The following is a 19,966-nucleotide window of genomic DNA, read 5'->3' as shown; positions in this document are numbered from 1 at the left end:
CCCCATGAAAAACCCCCACACCCCCCTGCCACAAAAAGACCCCCCGGGCCCTGCCCCAAGTCGCCCACGCCCCCGCGCCGTTTCTGCATTTCGCCGTCGCGTCCGTGCGGAACGGCGGGCCCGTTCGTTCAGCCGGCCTCGGGGGTCAGCCGTGCCGGACCCCGTACGAGCTCGCCGTGGAGCTTCTTCTGCAGCTTCAGGTCCTGCGGCGTCAGCTTCTGCGGACCACCTCGCGGAGGTACCCCGCCGACCTGCTGTGCGGGTGACTCCGGGGTTTCGTACCGCGTCGGGGCCGTCGCCAGCGTGAACAGCGTCAGGCCGATGATCAGCACCGTGAAGGAGACGGCCGCCCGGGTCCGCAGCTGGGCCTTGCGCTCGCTGTCCGTGCGGATCACGAGGGGCGAGGGAAGCGTTTCGGCGCTCTGGGCCGACGCGAGCGCGCCGAGCCGCTCGTTCAGGAGCGCCGACTGCTCGGTGGGCGTCGAGGGCTCCGCCAGCTCGGGCAGCCGCTCGGCGACGGCGGCGCGGGCGTTCGTCAACCGGCCTGCCGCCGCCGGGGTGCTCGCCTCCGTCTCCGCCGCCGTCTCCGGCAGATCCAGGCCGACGCCGTCGTAGAGCAGCAGGGTGCGGCGGTACGAGGGCGGCAGTTCGAGCAGCGCGTCGAGCAGGGCGCGCGCACCCGGTTCGGCCGGCGGCGGGTCGAGCCGGCGATGGGCGCGGCGCAGGCGGTGCCACGGCGACATGGCGTACTCGTACGCGGCGGCCCGCACCCAGCCCACCGGGTCCCGGTCCACCGCGACCTCCGGCCAGCGCTCCCAGGCCAGCGCGTAGGCCCGCGCCACGGACTCCCAGGAGAGGCTCCGGCGCCCGGTCAGCAGAAACGTCTGGCGGAAGAGGCCGGCGGCGGAGTGCTGGTACAGGGCATCGAACGCCTCGGCGGGGGAGAGCCCGGCGGATTCGGGCCCCGGGCCCGATTCGGGCATCGCGGATACGCCATTGGAGGCGGGGGCCGCCGCTGCCATCGGTGCGCCATGGGTGATGGACGCGCCGGAGGCGTCGGGCGGATCGGGGGTGGTGCCGGGCTCGGTCGGGGCCATGGCGGTGCTCCCGGTGGCTTCGACGGGGGCCGGCGGACGCGATGGCGGTTTCGTGGACGTCACCGGCTTGGACAGCCTCGCGACCGACGTCGGTGCCGTCGGGCGGGCCGCACGTTTGACGGCGGCCTTCGGCCGGGTGTTCGGAGCGGCCGGTTTGGTCCGGGCGCTCGGCGGTGTGGCCTGAGGGTTCGTACGGCCACCGCTGATCAGCCTGGCGTATGCCTCGCGTTTCCGCCCCCGGGGCGCGGTGCGGCCGGTCTCCCAGGACCGGACCGTCGCACGGGTGACGCCCACGGCCGTCGCGACCTGCGCTTCACTCAGTGACTTCGCCTCACGCAGTCTGCGCCGCTCCTTGGGGGAGGGGAGCGGATGGGCAGAGGCCGTGTCGGTCGAACCCTGCGTCATGAAGGACCCCCCGTGGAGCTGCACCGGGTAGAAATGTACATAAACGTATATTGAGCGACACAGCGGCCATTCGCCCGTTACGCGGAATAAGCGCGTGTCGTTGGGAACATTGCCCCGTGACCCAAGTGACCGAAAACAGCCCGTCGTTGTCGGCAGAGCAGGGCCGGTCCGCCGTGCTGGCCTTCGCCCTTCTGCGTGGAGCGGTTGCGGCCGGGCTGGGACTGGGCTCGATCGCCGTCCTCGTCCTGGCGCTGTGGATCAGCTCCCCGACGCCCGAGAGCAGTCTCGGCGGTGCGCTCCATGCGGCGGCCGGGCTCTGGCTGCTCGCCCACGGCGCCGAGCTGATCAGAGCCGACACGCTCAGCGGGGTCCCCGCCCCGGTGGGCCTCGTTCCGCTGCTGCTCACCGTGGTCCCGGTGTGGCTGGTGCACCGTGCGGCGCGGGACGCCCTGGTGCCGGACGAAGGGCGTCCGGCACTTTCCGAGCTGGGCGCGTTCATCATGGTCGTCGGTGGATATCTGCTGGTCGGGGCGGCTGTCGCGTGCTACGGGTGGGACGGTCCGCTGTCCGTGCACCCGCCGTCGCTGCTGATCCCGTCGGCCGTCGTGGTGGCGGGTGCGGCGGCGGCCGGGGTCTGGACGGCGGCCGGGCGCCCGGTCGGGCCGCCGCCGTCCTGGGCGCCGGTGAGCCTGCACGAGGCGCTGGCGCGCAGCCGGTTCCGGGAGCGCGCGGGGACGGTGTGCCGGTCGGCGGCGGCCGGGGTGACGGTGCTGCTCGGCGGCGGGGCGCTGCTGGTCGCGGTGGCGCTGGTGTGGCATGCGCAGCACACCCAGCAGTCGTTCGTCCAGCTCTCCGGCGACTGGGCGGGCCGGGTCGCGGTGCTCGTGCTCGCGCTGGCGCTGGTGCCGAACGCGGCGGTATGGGGCGCGGCGTACGGACTCGGGCCGGGGTTCGCTCTCGGTACGGCGTCCACGGTCACCCCGTTCGCCTTCTCGGGGCGCCCGGCGCTGCCCGGCTTCCCGTTGCTGGCCGCGGTGCCCGCCGAAGGCCCGGGAACGGCCCTGAACTGGTCGGCCCTCGCAGTGCCGGCCGCGGCCGGGGTGACGATCGCCTGGTTCACGGTACGGCGGGCCGCGCCCCCGCACGCCGCACGCGAGGAGGTGTGGAGCCTGCGGGAGACCGCGCTGGCGGCCGCCCTGGCGGCGGTGGGGTGCGGGGCCGGCATGGCGGTGCTCGCGGCGGTGGCCGGGGGCCCGCTCGGCACCCGGGCGCTGGCGGAGTTCGGGCCGGTGTGGTGGCTCACGGGTGCGGCGGCCCTGGTGTGGACGGCGCTGATCGGTGTCCCCGGGGCGCTGCTGCTCCGGGCCTGGCGGCTGGGGGAGTGCGGCGGGGTCGCGTGGTGGCGGACGGGCGCGGCGCCGGGGACGGCGGAGGGGGAGGAAGCGGCGTACGGGGCCGAGGCATCCGGCGTCGCGGCGCCGGGGAAGGCCGCGGAGGCGGAGTCGGTGTCCGAATCCGGGAAGGCGTCGCCGCAGTCGAGCGGTGGTGGCCGGCGGTGGTGGCGGCGCTCGGGACGCCGGGGCGGCGGCGAGGCGGCCGGGCCGGTGCCGGGAGACGGGTCCGCGCCGCCGGCGGGCTCCCCGGAGAGCACGCCCGTCGCGGCTTCCCTCGTGGTCGGCGCCGCGCCGGCGCCCGCGTCGCCCGCCGCCCGCACGCCCGCCCCGGACGAGGGCTTCGCGCCGTACGACTTCCTGCCGACCGGCCCCTGGCACGAGCGGACGGCCCGGCCGGAGGAGGCCGGGCCGTCCGGGACGGAAGACCCTAGTTCTTGACGCCGAAGAAGGGCTCCAGCGGCTTCGGCAGCTGGTCGTTGCAGGACAGCTGCCCGGCCTTGGTCAGGGCGTCGTTCACGCAGGTGTAGTAGTCGCGGTAGACCAGCTGCACCGTAAAGGTCGTCGCGACGATCGAGAGCGCGAGCAGCGCCGTCACCAGACCGCTGACCGCGGCCGTGGTCTGCTGCCTGCCGCCGCCCGGGGCCGCGGGGGCGCCGCGTACCGATCCGGGCGCCGGAGCGGAACCCGGCGCCTGGGCGGGACCGGATGCCCGAGCCGGGCCGGACGCCTGGCCGGGGCCCGTGGCCGCCGTGGCGGACGCGCTCTTCGGCTTCGACCGGAGCGAGCTGATCGCCCAGTACACGGCGAGTGCGCCGAGCAGCAGGGCGATCTCCGGGAAGTCGAAGAGCGCGAAGAAGAAGGCCCACATGCCGGACAGCAGCGCGTAGCGCGCGCGGCGCTGGGCAGGGTCGGTCGGGTCCCAGCGCAGCCCGCCGGGGCTGCCTTCGGGCCCGCCCTGGCCGTTCGGCCCGCCCTGGCCTCCGGGCCGGCCGCCGAAGCCGCCGCTCTGGCGACCGGGCTGCCGGCTGCTCCACTGGCCGCCCCAGACCGGCCGGTCGTCGGACGAGCCGCCCTCGGGGGATCCGTCGCCGTCGCCGTTGCCCTGGCCGTTCCCGTTGCCGTTTCCGGTGTTCGAGGGGCGGCGGGGCTGCCAGGGCTGGTCGGGCCGGCTCTCGGGCGGCGCGGCGAACGGGTTGTCGTCCCCCTGGCCGGAAGAGGAGGAAGAAGAGGAAGAGCCCGTGGGGGACTGGCGTTCCCGCATCAGCGGTGAGGTCCGCTCGGGCAGCGGCTGGCGGAAGGCGGTGCGACGGCGTCGGTCCGGCATGTGGTGAACGTCTTCCCCATCTCGTCATTTCCGCCCTGCGGACGGTTCGCTGTCCCCTGACGCTACCTCCCGGCCAGGAGGGGCCGAAAGCTGGGAGCGGGGCCCGAACGGCCGATATCCGTCAGCCGGACCCGCTCCTCCACCCCGGAGCCGGGCCGGCGGCCGCCCACCCCCGTCCCGTGGGGGTCCCCCGAGGTGCCGGTATCGTTGCTGACGGTCGGCTGGTTCGTAGAGTTCCCCGTATCGAGGGGCTCAGTTCTTTCGTACGACCATACAAATCAGCGTCGCTCTGCTTCACCACGCGAGAAAGGGCCCAGCCGTGGCCTCCCCGCCCCCCTCCACCGCCCCGGCACGCCTGGTCGTGCTGGTCTCCGGTTCGGGTACGAACCTTCAAGCCCTGCTCGACGCCATCGGTGACGACCCCGAGGGCTTCGGCGCGCAGATCGTCGCGGTCGGCGCGGACCGCTCCGGCATCGTCGGCCTGGAACGGGCGGAGCGCGCCGGACTGCCGACCTTCGTGTGCAGGGTCAAGGACCATGCCACCCGTGAGGAATGGGACGCGGCACTCGCGGCCGAGACGGCCGGGTACCGCCCGGACCTCGTGGTGTCCGCCGGATTCATGAAGATCGTGGGCAAGGAGTTCCTCGCCCGGTTCGGCGGCCGGTTCATCAACACCCACCCCGCCCTGCTCCCCAGCTTTCCCGGTGCCCACGGGGTGCGTGACGCGCTCGCGCACGGCGTGAAGGTCACCGGGTGCACCGTCCACTTCGTCGACGACGGCGTCGACACCGGTCCGATCATCGCGCAGGGCGTGGTCGAGGTGACCGAGGAGGACACGGCGGAGGGCGAAGCCGCTCTCCACGAACGCATCAAGGAAATCGAGCGCAAGCTGCTCGTCGAGGCCGTGGGGCGGCTCGCCCGTGACGGCTATCGCATTGAGGGACGAAAGGTTCATCTCGGTCATGTCGGTGAATAAGCCCATCCGCCGCGCCCTGGTCAGTGTCTACGACAAGACGGGGCTGGAGGACCTCGCCCGCGGTCTGCACGAGGCGGGTGTCGAGCTCGTCTCCACCGGCTCCACCGCCGGGAAGATCGCCGCCGCCGGGGTCCCGGTCACCAAGGTCGAGGAGCTCACCGGCTTCCCCGAGTGCCTCGACGGCCGCGTCAAGACGCTGCACCCGCGCGTCCACGCCGGCATCCTCGCCGACCTCCGTCTGGACGCCCACCGCGAGCAGCTCGCCGAGCTGGGCGTGGAGCCGTTCGACCTGGTGGTCGTCAACCTCTACCCGTTCAAGGAGACCGTCGCCTCCGGCGCCTCCGCCGACGAGTGCGTGGAGCAGATCGACATCGGCGGCCCGTCCATGGTCCGCGCCGCCGCGAAGAACCACCCGTCCGTGGCCGTCGTCACCAGCCCCGAGCGGTACGCCGACGTCCTCGCCGCGGTCAAGGCGGGCGGCTTCGACCTGACCGCCCGCAAGCGCCTGGCCGCCGAGGCGTTCCAGCACACCGCCGCGTACGACGTGGCCGTGGCCTCCTGGTTCGCGGACGACTACGCCGCCGCCGACGACTCGGGCTTCCCCGACTTCTTCGGCACGACGTACGAGCGGAAGAACGTGCTGCGGTACGGCGAGAACCCGCACCAGCCCGCCGCGCTGTACACCTCCGGCGCCGGCGGCCTGGCCGAGGCGGAGCAGCTGCACGGCAAGGAGATGTCGTACAACAACTACACGGACACCGACGCCGCGCGCCGGGCCGCGTACGACCACGCCGAGCCGTGCGTCGCGATCATCAAGCACGCCAACCCGTGCGGCATCGCGATCGCCGACGACGTCGCCGAGGCGCACCGCAACGCGCACGCCTGCGACCCGCTGTCGGCCTTCGGCGGTGTCATCGCCGTCAACCGTCCGGTGACCGTCGCCATGGCCGAGCAGGTCGCGGAGATCTTCACCGAGGTCATCGTCGCCCCGGCGTACGAGGACGGCGCGGTCGAGATCCTGGCCCGCAAGAAGAACATCCGCGTGCTGCGCTGCCCCGACGCCCCGACCGCCCCGGTCGAGGTCAAGCCGATCGACGGCGGCGCGCTGCTCCAGGTCACCGACCGCCTCCAGGCCGAGGGCGACGACCCGGCCAACTGGACCCTCGCCACCGGTGAGGCCCTGACCGCGGACGAGCTGAAGGAGCTCGCCTTCGCGTGGAAGGCCTGTCGCGCGGTCAAGTCCAACGCGATCCTGCTCGCCAAGGACGGCGCCTCGGTCGGCGTCGGCATGGGCCAGGTCAATCGCGTCGACTCCGCGAAGCTGGCCGTCGAGCGGGCGGGCGAGGAGCGCGCCCGCGGCGCGTACGCCGCCTCCGACGCGTTCTTCCCGTTCCCGGACGGACTGGAGATCCTGACCGCCGCGGGCGTCAGGGCCGTGGCCCAGCCGGGCGGTTCGGTCCGTGACGAGCTGGTCGTCGAGGCCGCGAAGAAGGCGGGCGTGACGATGTACTTCACGGGTACGCGGCACTTCTTCCACTGATACGAGTCGCACCCGGGCAGCCCGGGTAAGGCGGAAGGCCGCCAATTCCCTGGAACGAGTGGGGAATTGGCGGCCTTCGCCATGCGGTGAGGGTGGTTACACCTTCAGCGTGCTCACTTCGTCTTGATGACGATCGTGCTGCCGGCGCGGTCGTGCCAGCCCTGGAGCTTGCCCGAGTTGTCGAAGAAGGGGGAGAGGTAGACCAGCAGCGTGCCGAGACCGCAGAAGAGCGAGCCGACCATCGGGATGATCCAGCGGATGAAGCCCGCACCCAGACCGGGGGCCTGGCCGGTGCTCTCCTTGACGACCTTGACGTTGAGGACCATCTTGCCGAGCGTGGCGCCCCAGATGGAGACCATCAGCCATTCGTAGAGCAGCGCGATCAGCGCGAACACGGCGATGAAGCCGAAGAAGCCCGCGACGATGCCGACGCTGGCGTCGGTCGCGTCGTTCATGCACTGGGTGTAGGCAGCGGTGCCGTACTCGGTGCCGCTGCAGTCGTCGATGGACTTCGAGGCGCCCACGAGGCTCGCGACGCCGATCGCCGAGAAGATCAAGTAGAGGATGCCGTACGCGACGCCGTCCAGCGCACGCGCGCCCAGGCGGCGCCCCATCGTGGCGAGCTCGACGGTGCCGAGGCCCGCGACGTTGATGTAGCCGTTGTTGGCCTGGAGGGTGCCGCCCGGCTGCTGCTGCGGGTAGCCGTAACCCGGCTGACCCTGCGGGGGCTGGCCCTGCTGCGGGTAGCCGTAGCCCGGCTGGCCCTGCTGCGGCGGTACGCCCTGCGGCGCCTGCGGGTAGCCGTAACCCGGCTGACCCTGCGGCGGCTGGTTCGGCTGCTGGCCGTACGGGTTGTTCGGATTCGGGTTCGGGTCGCCGAAACTCATCTGGGCGTTCCTCCAACGTGCGTGCGGGGACGATGCGGCCGCACGGAGGAAAGAAAGGTCAGTGGTCCGCCCCCCGGTACTTCTGCGGCACTGCGGCCATAATCGTTATAAGCAGAACATAAGTTTGTCCAGTCGTGGCTGGTGGATGTTGCGCAAGTGCAACCTCGTGTCCACCGTCGACGCCCGAATTGGTATGCGGGCGGGGTCATCCGCGAGTATGGGGACATGACTGCCCAGATTCTCGATGGCAAGGCCACCGCAGCCGCGATCAAGTCCGATCTCACCGTCCGCGTGGCGGCCCTCAAGGCGCAGGGCATCACCCCTGGCCTGGGAACCCTGCTCGTCGGGGACGACCCGGGCAGCCGGTGGTACGTGAACGGCAAGCACCGTGACTGCGCACAGGTCGGCATCGGCTCCATCCAGCGCGAACTCCCCGACACCGCCACCCAGGAGGAGATCGAGGACGTCGTACGGGAGCTCAACGCCAACCCCGAGTGCACGGGGTACATCGTGCAGCTCCCCCTCCCCAAGGGGATCGACACCAACCGCGTCCTGGAGCTGATGGACCCGGCCAAGGACGCCGACGGCCTCCACCCGATGAGCCTCGGCCGGCTCGTGCTCAACGAGACGGGCCCGCTGCCCTGCACCCCGCAGGGCGTCGTCCAGCTGCTCCGCCACCACGACGTGGAGATCAACGGGGCGCATGTCGTGGTCGTCGGCCGCGGTGTCACCATCGGCCGTTCCATCCCGCTGCTGCTGACCCGTAAGTCCGAGAACGCCACCGTCACCCAGTGCCACACCGGTACGCGTGACCTCTCCGCCCACCTCAGGCAGGCCGACATCATCGTCGCCGCCGCCGGGGTGCCGCACATCATCAAGCCCGAGGACGTGAAGCCGGGCGCCGCCGTGCTCGACGTCGGTGTCAGCCGGGACGAGAACGGCAAGATCGTCGGGGACGTCCACCCGGGCGTGGCCGAGGTCGCCGCCTGGATCTCCCCGAACCCCGGTGGTGTCGGCCCGATGACCCGCGCCCAGCTGCTCGTCAACGTGGTCGAGGCCGCCGAGCGCGACGCGGCCGCCGCCGTCTGAGCCGGCCGACCCGATCCGGAAGGAACCCCATGGGTGCTGGTACGAGTCCGGCCGACCCGGCCGCCGAGGCGGACGGCCCGTCCGCGGTGCCGCCGCGCGCGGACGCGCCGGGCGCGGATGAAGCGACGGCGGACGAGGGGACGGCCGGCGAGGGGACGGCGCACGAGGCTGCGGACGAGGGGCCTTCCGGCGAGGCCGCCTCGGATCGGTCCGTGGCCGCGACCCGTGACGACGCCGCCGGTGAGGCGGCGGCAGGCGGTACGCGGCCGTCGCGGCGGTTTCCGTCGCTCACCCGGGACACCGCGCGCCCCGAGGGCGGTGGCCGGGCCGCGTCCGGTGACGCACCCGCCCCGGCCCGTCAGTGGCCGCTGCTCGCCGTGCTCTGCACGGCCGGGATCGGGCTGCTGATCGTGGCGGTCGACCCGTTCGCCGAGGCCTTCCGGGTCGGCACGATGCTCATCGGCGCCGCCCTCATCGGCGGCGCGGTGCTGCGGCTCGTGGTGCCGTCGGTGGGCATGCTGGCGGTACGTTCCCGCTTCACCGACCTGGTGACGTACGGGCTGCTCGGCTTCCTCATCGTGATGCTCGCGCTGGTGGCGCAGCCCAAGCCGTGGCTGGACATTCCGTTCCTGGAACAGGCGGTCCACTTCACCATCCGCTGAGCCCGCCCGCACGGCCGGGTGCGCCGCTCGGAAGCGGTGCCCGTCCCCTCCCCCGAGAAGGGACGGACACCGGTATCGGGGCCCACCGGAACGTAAACGCCCCGGAATGCGGTGACTTGAGCGGCCTTGCCCCGTCCGGACTTCAGCCTGGTCGACGGGGTGAGGCCGGTTCAAGGGATGCCCGTGGCCTGTGGCACGGAAGTGACCATTCCGCCACCGTGTGATCGTCAGGCAACGGAGAGCCGGGCCGAGGGCGGAGCAGGGGGCGTGCGGCGGTGCCGCTGAACGGCCCGGGGCGCCGACGGCGGGCCGTGCGGGCGCCGCCACCGGGCCACCGTCTCCCGGGTGACCGGGATTCGGCCGGGTGAGCGCTGTGTGACGGGTTGTGTGCGGTGCCACAGGGGGCAGGGCGGCCGGGAGGTTCCGGGTCGGATAGCCTGATCGCTGGATATCTCTTCACATCAAGATTCAGGGATGTCCAGCACCAGGGGCCAGGAACCCCCACCGCCAGCTGTCTAACGGAGATCGCCATGACCCGCACTCCCGTGAATGTCACCGTGACCGGCGCAGCCGGCCAGATCGGCTACGCGCTGCTCTTCCGCATCGCCTCCGGCCACCTGCTCGGCCCGGACGTGCCGGTCAACCTGCGTCTCCTGGAGATCCCGCAGGGCCTGAAGGCCGCCGAGGGCACCGCGATGGAGCTCGACGACTGCGCCTTCCCGCTGCTGCGCGGCATCGAGATCACCGACGACGCCAACAAGGCGTTCGACGGTGCCAACGTCGCCCTGCTCGTCGGCGCCCGCCCGCGTACGAAGGGCATGGAGCGCGGTGACCTGCTCTCCGCCAACGGTGGCATCTTCAAGCCGCAGGGCAAGGCCATCAACGACAACGCGGCGGACGACATCAAGGTCCTCGTCGTCGGCAACCCGGCCAACACCAACGCGCTCATCGCGCAGGCCGCGGCCCCGGACGTACCGGCCGAGCGCTTCACCGCGATGACCCGCCTCGACCACAACCGCGCGATCTCGCAGTTGGCCGCCAAGACCGGTGCCGCCGTCTCCGACATCAAGAAGCTGACGATCTGGGGCAACCACTCGGCGACCCAGTACCCCGACATCTTCCACGCGGAGATCGCCGGCAAGAACGCCGCCGAGCTCGTCAACGACGAGGCGTGGCTGGCCGACACCTTCATCCCGACCGTCGCCAAGCGCGGCGCCGCGATCATCGAGGCCCGTGGCGCGTCCTCGGCCGCCTCCGCCGCCAACGCCGCCATCGACCACGTGCACACCTGGGTCAACGGCACCGCCGCGGGCGACTGGACCTCCATGGGCATCCCGTCGGACGGCTCCTACGGCGTGCCCGAGGGCATCATCTCGTCCTTCCCGGTCACCACGAAGGACGGCAAGTACGAGATCGTCCAGGGCCTGGACATCAACGACTTCTCCCGTGCGCGCATCGACGCGTCGGTGAAGGAGCTCACCGAGGAGCGCGACGCGGTTCGCGAGCTCGGCCTGATCTGATCCGTACGCCCTTCCACGCGTACCCCGTCGCCCCCGGCAGCACCCGCTGCCGGGGGCGACGGCGTCGGCACGCGGCCCCGGCCGGGAACTGACCGCACCCCCTCCCGAGTCTGGGCTGTCATGCGCGTGACGATGATTCTTCCGGCCCTGACAGAGGCGACCAGCCCGCTGTTCAGGCCCATCAAGTACTCGCTCTTCCCGCCGCTCGGCCTGGCGACCCTCGCCGGGTACCTCGATGCGGACGACGAGGTGACGCTCCTCGACGAACACGTCGAGCGGGTCGACATCGAGGCGCTCGACAGCCCCGATCTCCTGGTCGTCCAGCCGTACATCACCTCCGCCCGGCGCGGCTACGAGATCGCCGACCACTTCCGCGCCCGCGGCGTCCATGTCGCCATGGGCGGCCTCCATGTGACCTCGCTCCCGGACGAGGCCGCCGCCCACGCCGACACGATCTTCACCGGGCCGGGCGAGGACACCTGGCCGCGCTTCCTCAAGGAGTTCCGCGACGGGGTGCCGGGCCACCGGTACGACTCGAAGCTGCGCACCCTGGCCGGACTGCCGCCCGTACGGCGCGACCTGATCAAGCGGCAGCTCTACCTCGTGCCGAACTCGATCGTCGTCTCGCGCGGCTGCCCGCACCACTGCGACTTCTGTTACAAGGATGCCTTCTTCGAGGGCGGGAAGTCCTTCTACACCCAGGCCGTGGACGACGCGCTCGCCGAGATCGAGCGGCTGCCCGGCCGCCATCTGTACTTCCTCGACGACCATCTGCTCGGCAACCGGCGCTTCGCCGAGGCGCTCTTCGACGGGATGGCGGGAATGGGGCGGCTCTGGCAGGCAGCCGGCACGGTGAAGTCCGTCCTCCAGCCGGACCTGCTGGAGCGCGCCGTGGACGCGGGGCTGCGCAGCCTGTTCGTCGGCTTCGAGACCGTCAACAGCGCGAACCTCGCCGAGCGGCGCAAGGACCAGAACATCGGCAAGGACTACGCGGCCGCCGTCCGCCGGCTCCATGACGCCGGGGTCATGGTCAACGCCAGCTTCGTCTTCGGGCTCGACCACGACGGCCCGGACGTCTTCGACCGCACGGTGGAGTGGGCCGTCGAGCAGGGCATCGAGACGGCCACCTTCCACATCATGACGCCGTATCCGTCCACCGGTCTGTGGAAGCAGCTGGAGGCGGAGGACCGGATCGTCCACCGGGACTGGGACCTCTACGACACCCGCCATGTCGTGTACCGCCCGAAGGGCATGACCCCGCGCCAGTTGGAGGACGGGTACTGGCGTGCGTACCGCGACTTCTACCGGTGGTCCAACATCTGGCGCGGTGCGGCCGCCCAGCCGGGCACGCACGAACGGCTCAGGCACCTGGCGTACTCGGGCGGCTGGAAGAAGTTCGAGCCCGCGTGGGACGCCCTGATCCGCTCCCGCAACGTGGTGCGGGCCATGCCGATGCTGGAGCGGACCCTGGCGGCCTTCGGCGGCAGACGGGCCTGACCGCCCAGGACGCCGGCCCGGGTGCTAGGGCGTGTTCGAGAAGTTCCGTCTGTCTCGCGGGGTCTGACACGCACGCTCGCCGCGTTGCCGAAATGCCCTGGTAGCTCCGCTACGAGGGCACCCCGGCGCCTTGTGATCGCACGCGCCGGACCCCGCGAGACCCGCCCTCCGGGCGGACGACGCTACTTCTCGAACACGCCCTACCCCCTCAGCACCTCGTCCGCGATCTCGCGCACGGCAGCCATGGCCCGGCGCTGCAGCCCGGGGCCGAAGGTGATCCGGGTGGCGCCCAGCTCGCCCAGCCGGCGCGGGGTCGGGCCGCCCGGCCGCGCCAAGGCGTTGAGCGGGGCCGGGACGGCGGCGGCCAGTGCGGGCAGCGCCTCGGGCGGGGCCATGATCGGATAGACGCAGTCCGCGCCCGCCGCCACGTACAGCAGTGCGCGGCGGACCGTCTCCGTCTCCGGGTCCGTGCCGTCGGGGACGCCTCGGACGTACGTGTCGATGCGGGCGTTGACGAAGAGCGCGTCGCCCGCGACCGCCCGCACCTCCGCGAGCCGGTCCGCCTGCCGCCGGGCGTCGAGGAGGGCGCCGTCGGCGGAGTCCTCCAGATTGCAGCCGACGGCTCCGGCGTCCAGGAGCCGCTCCACGAGTTCCTTCGGCGCCAGTCCGTAACCCGCCTCGATGTCCGCCGAGACGGGCACGGAGTCCGGCACGGCGCGCGCGATCCTGGCCACGGCCGCGAACATCTCGTCGGCGGGCGTCGCCCCGTCCTCGTAACCGAGCGAGGCCGCGATCCCGGCGCTGGGCGTGGCCAGCGTCGGGAAACCGGCGTCGACGAAGACGCGCGCACTCGCCGCGTCCCACGGGCCGGGGACGACCAGCGGGTCGCCGGGGGTGCGGTCGTGGTGCAGGGCGCGGAGGACGGAAGCGGTCACGCGGAGCTCCTGTGGGGTGTCGAACGGTGGCGGTGCGCCGTACGAGTATGCCGGGCCGGCCCGGCATGCCCGCCGGGTCAGTGCTTGATGTCGCCCGACTTGTAGTGACCGGGGACCATACGGGTGGTCACGGCGAAGCGGTTCCAGGCGTTGATCGTCGTGATCGCGGCGATGAGATGGGCGAGCTCGGTCTCGTCGAACTGCTTCGCGGCCTTCTCCCAGACCTCGTCCGGCACGAAGCCGTCGGTCAGCACCGTCACCGCCTCGGTCAGCTCGATGGCCGCGATCTCCTTGGGCGTGTAGAAGTGCTGCGACTCCTCCCACGCGCTGAGCTGGACGATCCGCTCGACGGACTCACCGGCCGCGAGCGCGTCCTTGGTGTGCATGTCGAGGCAGAACGCGCAGTGGTTCAGCTGCGAGGCGCGGATCTTCACCAGCTCCGCCAGGACCGGGTCGAGGCCCTTACGGGATGCCGCGTCCAGCCGGACCATGGCCTTGTAGACATCGGGGGCCAGCTCGGCCCAGGACTGCATGCGCGGGGCGTGCTCGGGGTTGAGGCCGGTCGTCGGGTGGCTGTGGTCGTTCGTCGTCATGGCTACGACGTTACGGGGTGGATGGCGCAACGGTATGGTCCATTTCCATGACGGATTCATGGGCCACTTTCGGTGCCGACCTGCATCTCGAAACGACCGGAGCGACCGGGCTGCGGGCCGGACTCATGGACGCCCTGCGCGAGGCCGTACGGACGGGGCGCCTGACGCCCGGCACCCGGCTGCCGTCGTCCCGCGGCCTCGCCGCCGACCTCGGCATCGCCCGGAACACCGTCGCCGACGCCTACGCGGAACTGGTCGCCGAGGGATGGCTCACCGCCCGGCAGGGCTCGGGCACCCGGGTGGCGCGGCGGGCCGAGCCGCGCCCCCCGGCCGCCAGGACCACGCGGGCGCGGGCGGTGCGGTCCCGGCCCGGCCACAACCTGCTGGGCGGGTCGCCCGACCTCTCGACGTTCCCGCGCGCCGACTGGCTCAAGGCGTCCCGGCGCGCACTGGCGGCCGCGCCCAACGACGCCTTCGGATACGGCGATCCGCGCGGGCGCATCGAGCTGCGCACCGTGCTCGCCGACTATCTGGCACGGGCCCGCGGGGTGTACGCGGACCCGGAACGGATCATGATCTGCGCCGGTTTCGTGCAGGCGCTGAAGCTGATGGGCCCGGTGCTGCGCAAGCGGCGGGTGCGGGAGGTGGCCGTCGAGTCGTACGGACTGGACGTGCACTGGAACCTGCTCACGGACGCCGGGCTGCGGCTGCCCTGCCTGCCGGTCGACGCACTCGGGGCGAGGACCGGGGAACTGGCCGGTCTGCGCGGCGTGGGCGCGGTCCTGATGACGCCCGCGCACCAGTTCCCGACGGGGGTGCCGCTCCACCCCGACCGGCGGGCCGCGGCCGTGGACTGGGCGCGCGGCACGGGCGGGCTGATCCTGGAGGACGACTACGACGGCGAGTTCCGCTACGACCGGCAGCCGGTCGGCGCGCTCCAGGGCCTCGACCCCGAACGCGTGGTGCACCTGGGCACGACGAGCAAGTCGCTGGCACCCGGGCTGCGCCTGGGATGGATGGTGCTGCCGGAGGCGCTGGTGGGGGAGGTGTCCGAGGCCAAGGGGATGAGCGACTGGTCGTCCAGCGCGCTGGACCAGCTGACGCTCGCGGAGTTCATCGCGTCGGGCGCGTACGACCGTCATGTGCGCTCGATGCGGCTGCACTACCGGCGCCGCCGCGACCAGCTCGTCGCGGTACTGGCGGAGCGGGCCCCCGGGGTCCGGATCAGCGGCATAGCGGCCGGGCTGCACGCCGTGCTCGAACTGCCCGAGGGCAGCGAGGCGTCGGTGCTCCGGTCGGCGGCGTGGCAGGGGCTGGCGCTGGAGGGGATCTCGCGCTTCCGGCACCCGGAGGCGGCGCCGGGCCGCGACGCGCTGGTCATCGGCTACGGAACACCCACCGACAGCGCCTGGGCGGGCGCCCTGGACGCACTCTGCCGGGTGCTGCCCTGAGGTCCTACACGCCCTGGATGTGTTCGGGGGCGGACGGTTCCGGGGTGTCCGCCGGGGCCTCGCCGAACCGGGCCAGGGCCAGCGCGCCCGCCACCGCCACCACGAAACCGGCGACCGCCAGCCACTCCAGGCCCTCGCGGGTGCGGTCGCCGAGCCAGACGACGCCCACCAGCGCCGGGCCGATCGTCTCGCCGAGCACCATGCCGGCCGTCGCCGTCGTCACCGAACCGCGCTGCAGGGCCGAGGTGAGCAGCAGGAACGCCGAACCGCCGCCCAGCAGCAGCGCGTACGCGGCGGGGTTGGCGAGCAGCGCCGACGGCGACACGTCGTCGATCAGCCGGACCGTGACCTCCACCACCCCGAAGCCGCATCCCGCGCCGAGACCCAGCACGAGCGCCCGCGGCTTCTCCGGGAGGCGGCCGGCCACGGAGCCGATCAGCAGGACGCCGAGGGCGATCCCCAGCATCCACCAGCCCAGGGCCGCCGAGCCGGTGCCGTGGCCCTCACCGCCGGAGGCGAGCCCCAGCATGCCGAGGCCGGCGCAGACGACGCCGACCGCGGACCACTCGACGGCGCTCAGCCGCACCTTCAGCAGCCGGGCGGCGGCCACTGCGGTCACCGCGAGACTCGCGGCCAGCGCGGCGCCCACCGCGTAGATCGGCAGCGAGCGCAGGGCGACGATCTGGAGGACGAAACCGCAGCCGTCCAGGGCGAGTCCGGCGATGTAACGCCACTGGCGAAGGGCGCGCAGCAGCAGCGCCGGATCGACCCCCGCGTCCGACCCCGGCTCGGCGGCGGCCCGCGCGGCGACGGCCTGGAGGACCGAGGCCGTACCGAAGCAGACGGCGGCGCCGAGCGCGCAGATCATCCCGAGAAGCACAGGGGGACTCTACTGGGGGACGTTCGGTGTCCCCGCTTCCGGCCGCATCCGGCGGCCCTTTAATCTGACGAATGGCCACACTGGCTTGATTCGTATGGCGGGGGAGACGGAAACATGGCAACACGCAGGCTGAGGTCGAGCACCGTGGTGCTCGGCGGCATGGGAGTGCTCGCGGCGATGATCACCTCCTGCGGTTCGGAGCCGGACAAGCGGTGCGTCGACCCGCTGACCCAGGACAGACTGCCGAGCTACGAGTGCAAGAAGAGCGACGGCAAGGGGTCGTACTACTACGGCGGCAGCAGCAAGAACGGCAAGGTGCAGGGCGGCAGTTTCAACAAGTCCGCGGTCGAACGCGGCGGCTTCGGCTGCTCGGGCACCGGCGGCGGCTGACCGGCATGGAACGCCGCACCACGCAGCCGCGCCCCGACTGGCAGCGCACGGTGGAGGAGCAGGGGATCGTCTTCCCGCTCACCCGCTACCCGGACGGATCGCTGCGCCCGTACTGGGACGAGAGCGCCTACTACGTCTTCTCGCTGCCCGAGGTCGAGGCGCTGGAGGGCGTCGTCGAGGAACTGCACACCATGTGTCTGGCCGCGGCCGCGCACATCGTGGAGCGGGACCGCTTCGCCGAGCTCGGCATCACCGACCGCCGGCTGGCCGCACTGATCGCCCGGTCCTGGCACCGCCGTGCCGAACTGCCCTCCCTCTACGGCAGGTTCGACCTGTGCTACGACGGCACCGGTCCGGCGAAGATGCTGGAGTACAACGCGGACACCCCCACCTCCCTGGTGGAGGCCGCGAGCGCCCAGTGGTTCTGGATGGAGGACCGCTTCCCGGGTGCCGACCAGTGGAACTCGCTGCACGAACGACTCGTGGCGGCCTGGAAGCGGCAGGCCGCCCTGCTGCCGCCGGGGCCGCTGAACTTCGCGCACTCCGACGGCGACGAGCTGGGCGAGGACCTGATGACGGTCGCCTATCTGCGGGAGACCGCCGCGCAGGCCGGCATCGACACGGAGGCGCTGTCCGTCGAGCAGATCGGCTGGGACCGGCTGAGCGGGCGGTTCGTCGACGAGCGGCTCCGTTTCATCCGGAGCTGTTTCAAGCTGTATCCGTGGGAGTGGCTGGCGACCGACCGGTTCGGCCCGCATGTGCTCGACACCCTCGACAACGGCGGCGGTACGGGCACGACCTGCTGGATCGAGCCCGCCTGGAAGATGCTGCTGTCCAACAAGGCGCTGCTGGCAATCCTCTGGGAGCTCTACCCGGGCCACCCGAACCTGCTGCCCACCTACCTCGACGGTCCCCGTCGGCTCGCGGCGTCGGGCGGCTGGGTCGCCAAGCCGCTGCTCGGCCGCGAGGGGGCCGGGGTCACGATCCACGAGCCGGGAAGCCCGGCGGCGCCTCGGGACGAGCCGTGCTGCTACCAGGAGCTGGCGCCGCTGCCGGACTTCGACGGCAACCGTGTGGTGCTGGGCGCGTGGGTCGTCGAGGACGAGGCGGCCGGTCTCGGCATCCGCGAATCGGAGGGCCCGGTCACCGACGAGTACGCCCGCTTCCTGCCGCACGTCATCCTTTAGCCGGCCCTCGGTCCTCCAGGGCCCCGCCCGCGCGCAGCCAGCCGAGCAGGTCGTCCGTCACCGGTTCGCCCTCCACCTCGACGTGCTCGCGGATCGCGCCCAGTCCGAGCCGGTGGACGGAGGCGCGGTCGCGGCCGTGGCGGCGCATGAAGAATCCGTCGCCCCCGCTGTCGTCCCCGACCAGCACCCAGTGCGGCGCGTACCGGGCCACCTCGAAGGTCTCGTTGCGTTCCTCGATGAGGTGCGGACCGTAGACATGGACGCCGTTGTCGAGCAGTACGCCCGGCGTCGACCGCCACAGCCGGGCGACCGAGGGATTGGGCCCGTCCCGCAGCCCGCGCGACCGCGCCGCCTGGACGGCCAGGAATCCGGCGAAGGACTCGGCCACCGGGTCCTCGCACCCGTCCGTACCGTCACGGCGGACCACCGGGTACTCCCCGTCCCCGGCCTCCCCGGCCGGATCCAGGGCGAAGTGGTAGCCGTCGCCGCAGTCCGGCTCGACGGCGAAGCACAGCCGGTCGCCGCTCAGCCGCCACCCGGCGGTGACGGCCTCGTACAGGTCGTCGGCGGACCCGGCGGGCCCGACCGTCGCGATGTCCGCGTCCCCGGCCCGCCCGTGGCCGTACGCGGCCAGCCACCAGCGGTACGACGGCGGCAGCGGGCCGACGCGGGCCTCGGCCTCGCGGATCAGCGCCTCCGGTACGGCGGACGCGGGCCCGCGTCCGAAGCCCGGTGACCCTTCGACCAGGTCCCGCAGCAGTGTCAGGTCAGGTCTCACGGGACGGAGTCTGCCAGGGCGGGCCGCCGGACAGGCCCCGGGCCTGACCGGCGAGCGGGTGCGGGTGCGGGGATCAGCCGCGCAGGACGGCGCGGAGCTGTTCGAGGCCCCAGTCCAGGTCCTCCTTGCTGATCACCAGTGGCGGGGCGATCCGGATCGTCGAGCCGTGGGTGTCCTTGACCAGCACCCCGCGGTCCATCAGCTTCTCGGAGATCTCCCGGCCCGTGCCGTGGCTCGGAGCGATGTCGACGCCCGCCCAAAGACCGCGGCCGCGCACCTCCTCCACCGCGCCGCCGCCCACCAGCAGCCGCAGCTCCTGGTGCAGGTGCTCGCCCAGCTCGGTCGCCCGCTGCTGGAACTCGCCGGTGCGGAGCATCGCGATGACCTCCAGCCCGACCGCGCAGGCCAGGGGATTGCCGCCGAACGTCGAACCGTGCTCACCGGGCCGGAACACCCCGAGCACGTCCTGCGACGAGACCACCGCCGACACCGGCACCACACCACCGCCCAGCGCCTTGCCGAGCACGTACATGTCCGGCACGACCCCCTCGTGCTCGCAGGCGAAGGTCCTGCCGGTCCGGCCCAGGCCCGACTGGATCTCGTCCGCGATGAACAGCACGTTCCGCTCGCGCGTGAGCGCGCGCACCCCGGTGAGATAGCCCGGCGGCGGCACCAGCACCCCGGCCTCGCCCTGGATCGGCTCCATGAGCACCGCCACGGTGTTCTCGGTCATCGCCCCCCGGAGCGCCGTGAGATCCCCGTACGGCACGATCTCGAACCCCGGTGTGTACGGGCCGAAGTCCTCCCGTGCCTCCTGGTCCGTGGAGAAGCTGATGATCGTCGTCGTCCGGCCGTGGAAGTTGTTGGCGGCGACGATGATCTTCGCCATGCCGTCCGGGACGCCCTTCACCCGGTAACCCCACTTGCGGGCCGTCTTCACCGCGGTCTCCACGGCCTCCGCACCCGTGTTCATCGGCAGCACCGACTCCATGCCGCACAACTCGGCGAGCTGCGTGCAGAAGTCGGCGAACCGGTCGTGGTGGAAGGCGCGCGAGGTCAGGGTCACCCGCTCCAGCTGCGCCTTGGCGGCGTCGATCAGGCGCCGGTTGCCGTGACCGAAGTTGAGCGCCGAGTAGCCGGCGAGCATGTCGAGGTAACGACGGCCCTCGACATCGGTCATCCAGGCCCCGTCCGCCGTGGCGACGACGACGGGCAGCGGATGGTAGTTGTGCGCGCTGTGCGCCTCGGCGGAGGCGATGGCGGTTTCCGTGGCAGACACGGGATCTCCGTTCGTCGTGCGGCGTGGGCGGGGTGGTGCCCACTTTGTATCGTCGGTCGGATCCGTGGTGAGGAAACCTGTG

The 19,966-nt window shown here is 72.3% G+C and carries 18 protein-coding genes; 10 read left to right on the top strand and 8 right to left on the bottom strand.

What is annotated here, in order from left to right; genetic code table 11:
- Positions 1–128: 128 nt before the first annotated feature.
- Positions 129–1,502, bottom strand: coding sequence for a helix-turn-helix domain-containing protein (locus ACFV8T_RS06035; protein ID WP_385325121.1), 1,374 nt, complete (start codon positions 1,500–1,502; stop codon positions 129–131).
- Positions 1,503–1,627: 125 nt separating this feature from the next.
- Here ACFV8T_RS06035 and ACFV8T_RS06030 point away from each other — a divergent pair, with 125 nt between their 5' ends.
- Complete coding sequence (locus ACFV8T_RS06030) at positions 1,628–3,334, top strand: DUF6350 family protein (protein ID WP_385325550.1); 1,707 nt, start codon at positions 1,628–1,630, stop codon at positions 3,332–3,334.
- Here the strand turns inward: ACFV8T_RS06030 and ACFV8T_RS06025 are convergent.
- Positions 3,324–4,220 carry a hypothetical protein gene (locus ACFV8T_RS06025; RefSeq protein WP_385325120.1) on the bottom strand — a complete coding sequence of 299 codons (897 nt, stop codon included), beginning with the start codon at positions 4,218–4,220 and terminating at the stop codon, positions 3,324–3,326. The two genes, ACFV8T_RS06030 and ACFV8T_RS06025, sit on opposite strands and share 11 nt — an antisense overlap.
- 319 nt (positions 4,221–4,539) lie before the next feature.
- On the opposite strand from ACFV8T_RS06025, the gene purN reads away from it, so the two are divergent.
- Positions 4,540–5,196 (top strand): phosphoribosylglycinamide formyltransferase, encoded by a 657-nt coding sequence (gene purN, locus ACFV8T_RS06020; RefSeq protein WP_385325118.1) that lies wholly within the window; start codon positions 4,540–4,542, stop codon positions 5,194–5,196.
- A complete protein-coding gene (purH, locus tag ACFV8T_RS06015) occupies positions 5,183–6,736 on the top strand; it encodes a bifunctional phosphoribosylaminoimidazolecarboxamide formyltransferase/IMP cyclohydrolase (RefSeq protein ID WP_385325117.1) in 1,554 nt (517 codons plus the stop codon). The genes purN and purH overlap by 14 nt, the downstream gene beginning before the upstream one ends.
- A gap of 113 nt (positions 6,737–6,849) precedes the next feature.
- Here purH and ACFV8T_RS06010 read toward each other — a convergent pair whose 3' ends face one another.
- Positions 6,850–7,623, bottom strand: a complete 774-nt coding sequence (locus ACFV8T_RS06010; protein WP_385325115.1) for an RDD family protein — start codon at positions 7,621–7,623, stop codon at positions 6,850–6,852.
- Between the two features lie 225 nt (positions 7,624–7,848).
- Here ACFV8T_RS06010 and ACFV8T_RS06005 point away from each other — a divergent pair, with 225 nt between their 5' ends.
- The 4 genes from ACFV8T_RS06005 (at position 7,849) to ACFV8T_RS05990 (ending at position 12,391) form a co-directional block, all read left to right on the top strand.
- Positions 7,849–8,712, top strand: a complete 864-nt coding sequence (locus ACFV8T_RS06005; protein ID WP_385325112.1) for a bifunctional methylenetetrahydrofolate dehydrogenase/methenyltetrahydrofolate cyclohydrolase — start codon at positions 7,849–7,851, stop codon at positions 8,710–8,712.
- A 29-nt stretch (positions 8,713–8,741) separates the two neighbouring features.
- Positions 8,742–9,374 (top strand): DUF3017 domain-containing protein, encoded by a 633-nt coding sequence (locus tag ACFV8T_RS06000; RefSeq protein ID WP_385325110.1) that lies wholly within the window; start codon positions 8,742–8,744, stop codon positions 9,372–9,374.
- Between the two features lie 530 nt (positions 9,375–9,904).
- A complete protein-coding gene (locus ACFV8T_RS05995) occupies positions 9,905–10,894 on the top strand; it encodes a malate dehydrogenase (RefSeq protein ID WP_385325107.1) in 990 nt (329 codons plus the stop codon).
- Positions 10,895–11,014: 120 nt separating this feature from the next.
- On the top strand, positions 11,015–12,391 hold the full coding sequence (locus ACFV8T_RS05990; protein WP_385325104.1) for a B12-binding domain-containing radical SAM protein: 1,377 nt from the start codon (positions 11,015–11,017) through the stop codon (positions 12,389–12,391).
- A 200-nt stretch (positions 12,392–12,591) separates the two neighbouring features.
- On the opposite strand, the gene ACFV8T_RS05985 is transcribed toward ACFV8T_RS05990, so the two are convergent.
- Positions 12,592–13,326: an isocitrate lyase/phosphoenolpyruvate mutase family protein gene (locus tag ACFV8T_RS05985; protein WP_385325101.1), complete on the bottom strand. Its 735-nt coding sequence runs from the start codon at positions 13,324–13,326 to the stop codon at positions 12,592–12,594.
- 77 nt (positions 13,327–13,403) lie between these two features.
- Positions 13,404–13,919 (bottom strand): carboxymuconolactone decarboxylase family protein, encoded by a 516-nt coding sequence (locus ACFV8T_RS05980; RefSeq protein ID WP_385325099.1) that lies wholly within the window; start codon positions 13,917–13,919, stop codon positions 13,404–13,406.
- A gap of 47 nt (positions 13,920–13,966) precedes the next feature.
- Between ACFV8T_RS05980 and ACFV8T_RS05975 the strand changes: the two genes are divergently transcribed.
- Complete coding sequence (locus ACFV8T_RS05975; protein WP_385325096.1) at positions 13,967–15,370, top strand: PLP-dependent aminotransferase family protein; 1,404 nt, start codon at positions 13,967–13,969, stop codon at positions 15,368–15,370.
- 4 nt (positions 15,371–15,374) lie between these two features.
- On the opposite strand, the gene ACFV8T_RS05970 is transcribed toward ACFV8T_RS05975, so the two are convergent.
- Complete coding sequence (locus ACFV8T_RS05970; RefSeq protein ID WP_385325549.1) at positions 15,375–16,238, bottom strand: hypothetical protein; 864 nt, start codon at positions 16,236–16,238, stop codon at positions 15,375–15,377.
- Between the two features lie 126 nt (positions 16,239–16,364).
- On the opposite strand from ACFV8T_RS05970, the gene ACFV8T_RS05965 reads away from it, so the two are divergent.
- Entirely contained in the window at positions 16,365–16,640 is a 276-nt protein-coding gene (locus ACFV8T_RS05965) for a hypothetical protein (protein WP_266415265.1), read from the top strand.
- Between the two features lie 5 nt (positions 16,641–16,645).
- Complete coding sequence (locus tag ACFV8T_RS05960; RefSeq protein WP_385325093.1) at positions 16,646–17,827, top strand: glutathionylspermidine synthase family protein; 1,182 nt, start codon at positions 16,646–16,648, stop codon at positions 17,825–17,827.
- Here the strand turns inward: ACFV8T_RS05960 and ACFV8T_RS05955 are convergent.
- Complete coding sequence (locus ACFV8T_RS05955; protein WP_385325090.1) at positions 17,817–18,605, bottom strand: SMI1/KNR4 family protein; 789 nt, start codon at positions 18,603–18,605, stop codon at positions 17,817–17,819. The genes ACFV8T_RS05960 and ACFV8T_RS05955 overlap by 11 nt on opposite strands.
- A gap of 73 nt (positions 18,606–18,678) precedes the next feature.
- A complete protein-coding gene (gene rocD / locus ACFV8T_RS05950) occupies positions 18,679–19,884 on the bottom strand; it encodes an ornithine--oxo-acid transaminase (RefSeq protein ID WP_385325087.1) in 1,206 nt (401 codons plus the stop codon).
- Between the last annotated feature and the right edge of the window lie 82 nt (positions 19,885–19,966).

It is taken from the genome of Streptomyces sp. NPDC059832 (genome assembly GCF_042731715.1).
GTDB lineage: Bacteria > Actinomycetota > Actinomycetes > Streptomycetales > Streptomycetaceae > Streptomyces.
This window is presented reverse-complemented; position numbering and strand designations above follow the sequence as displayed.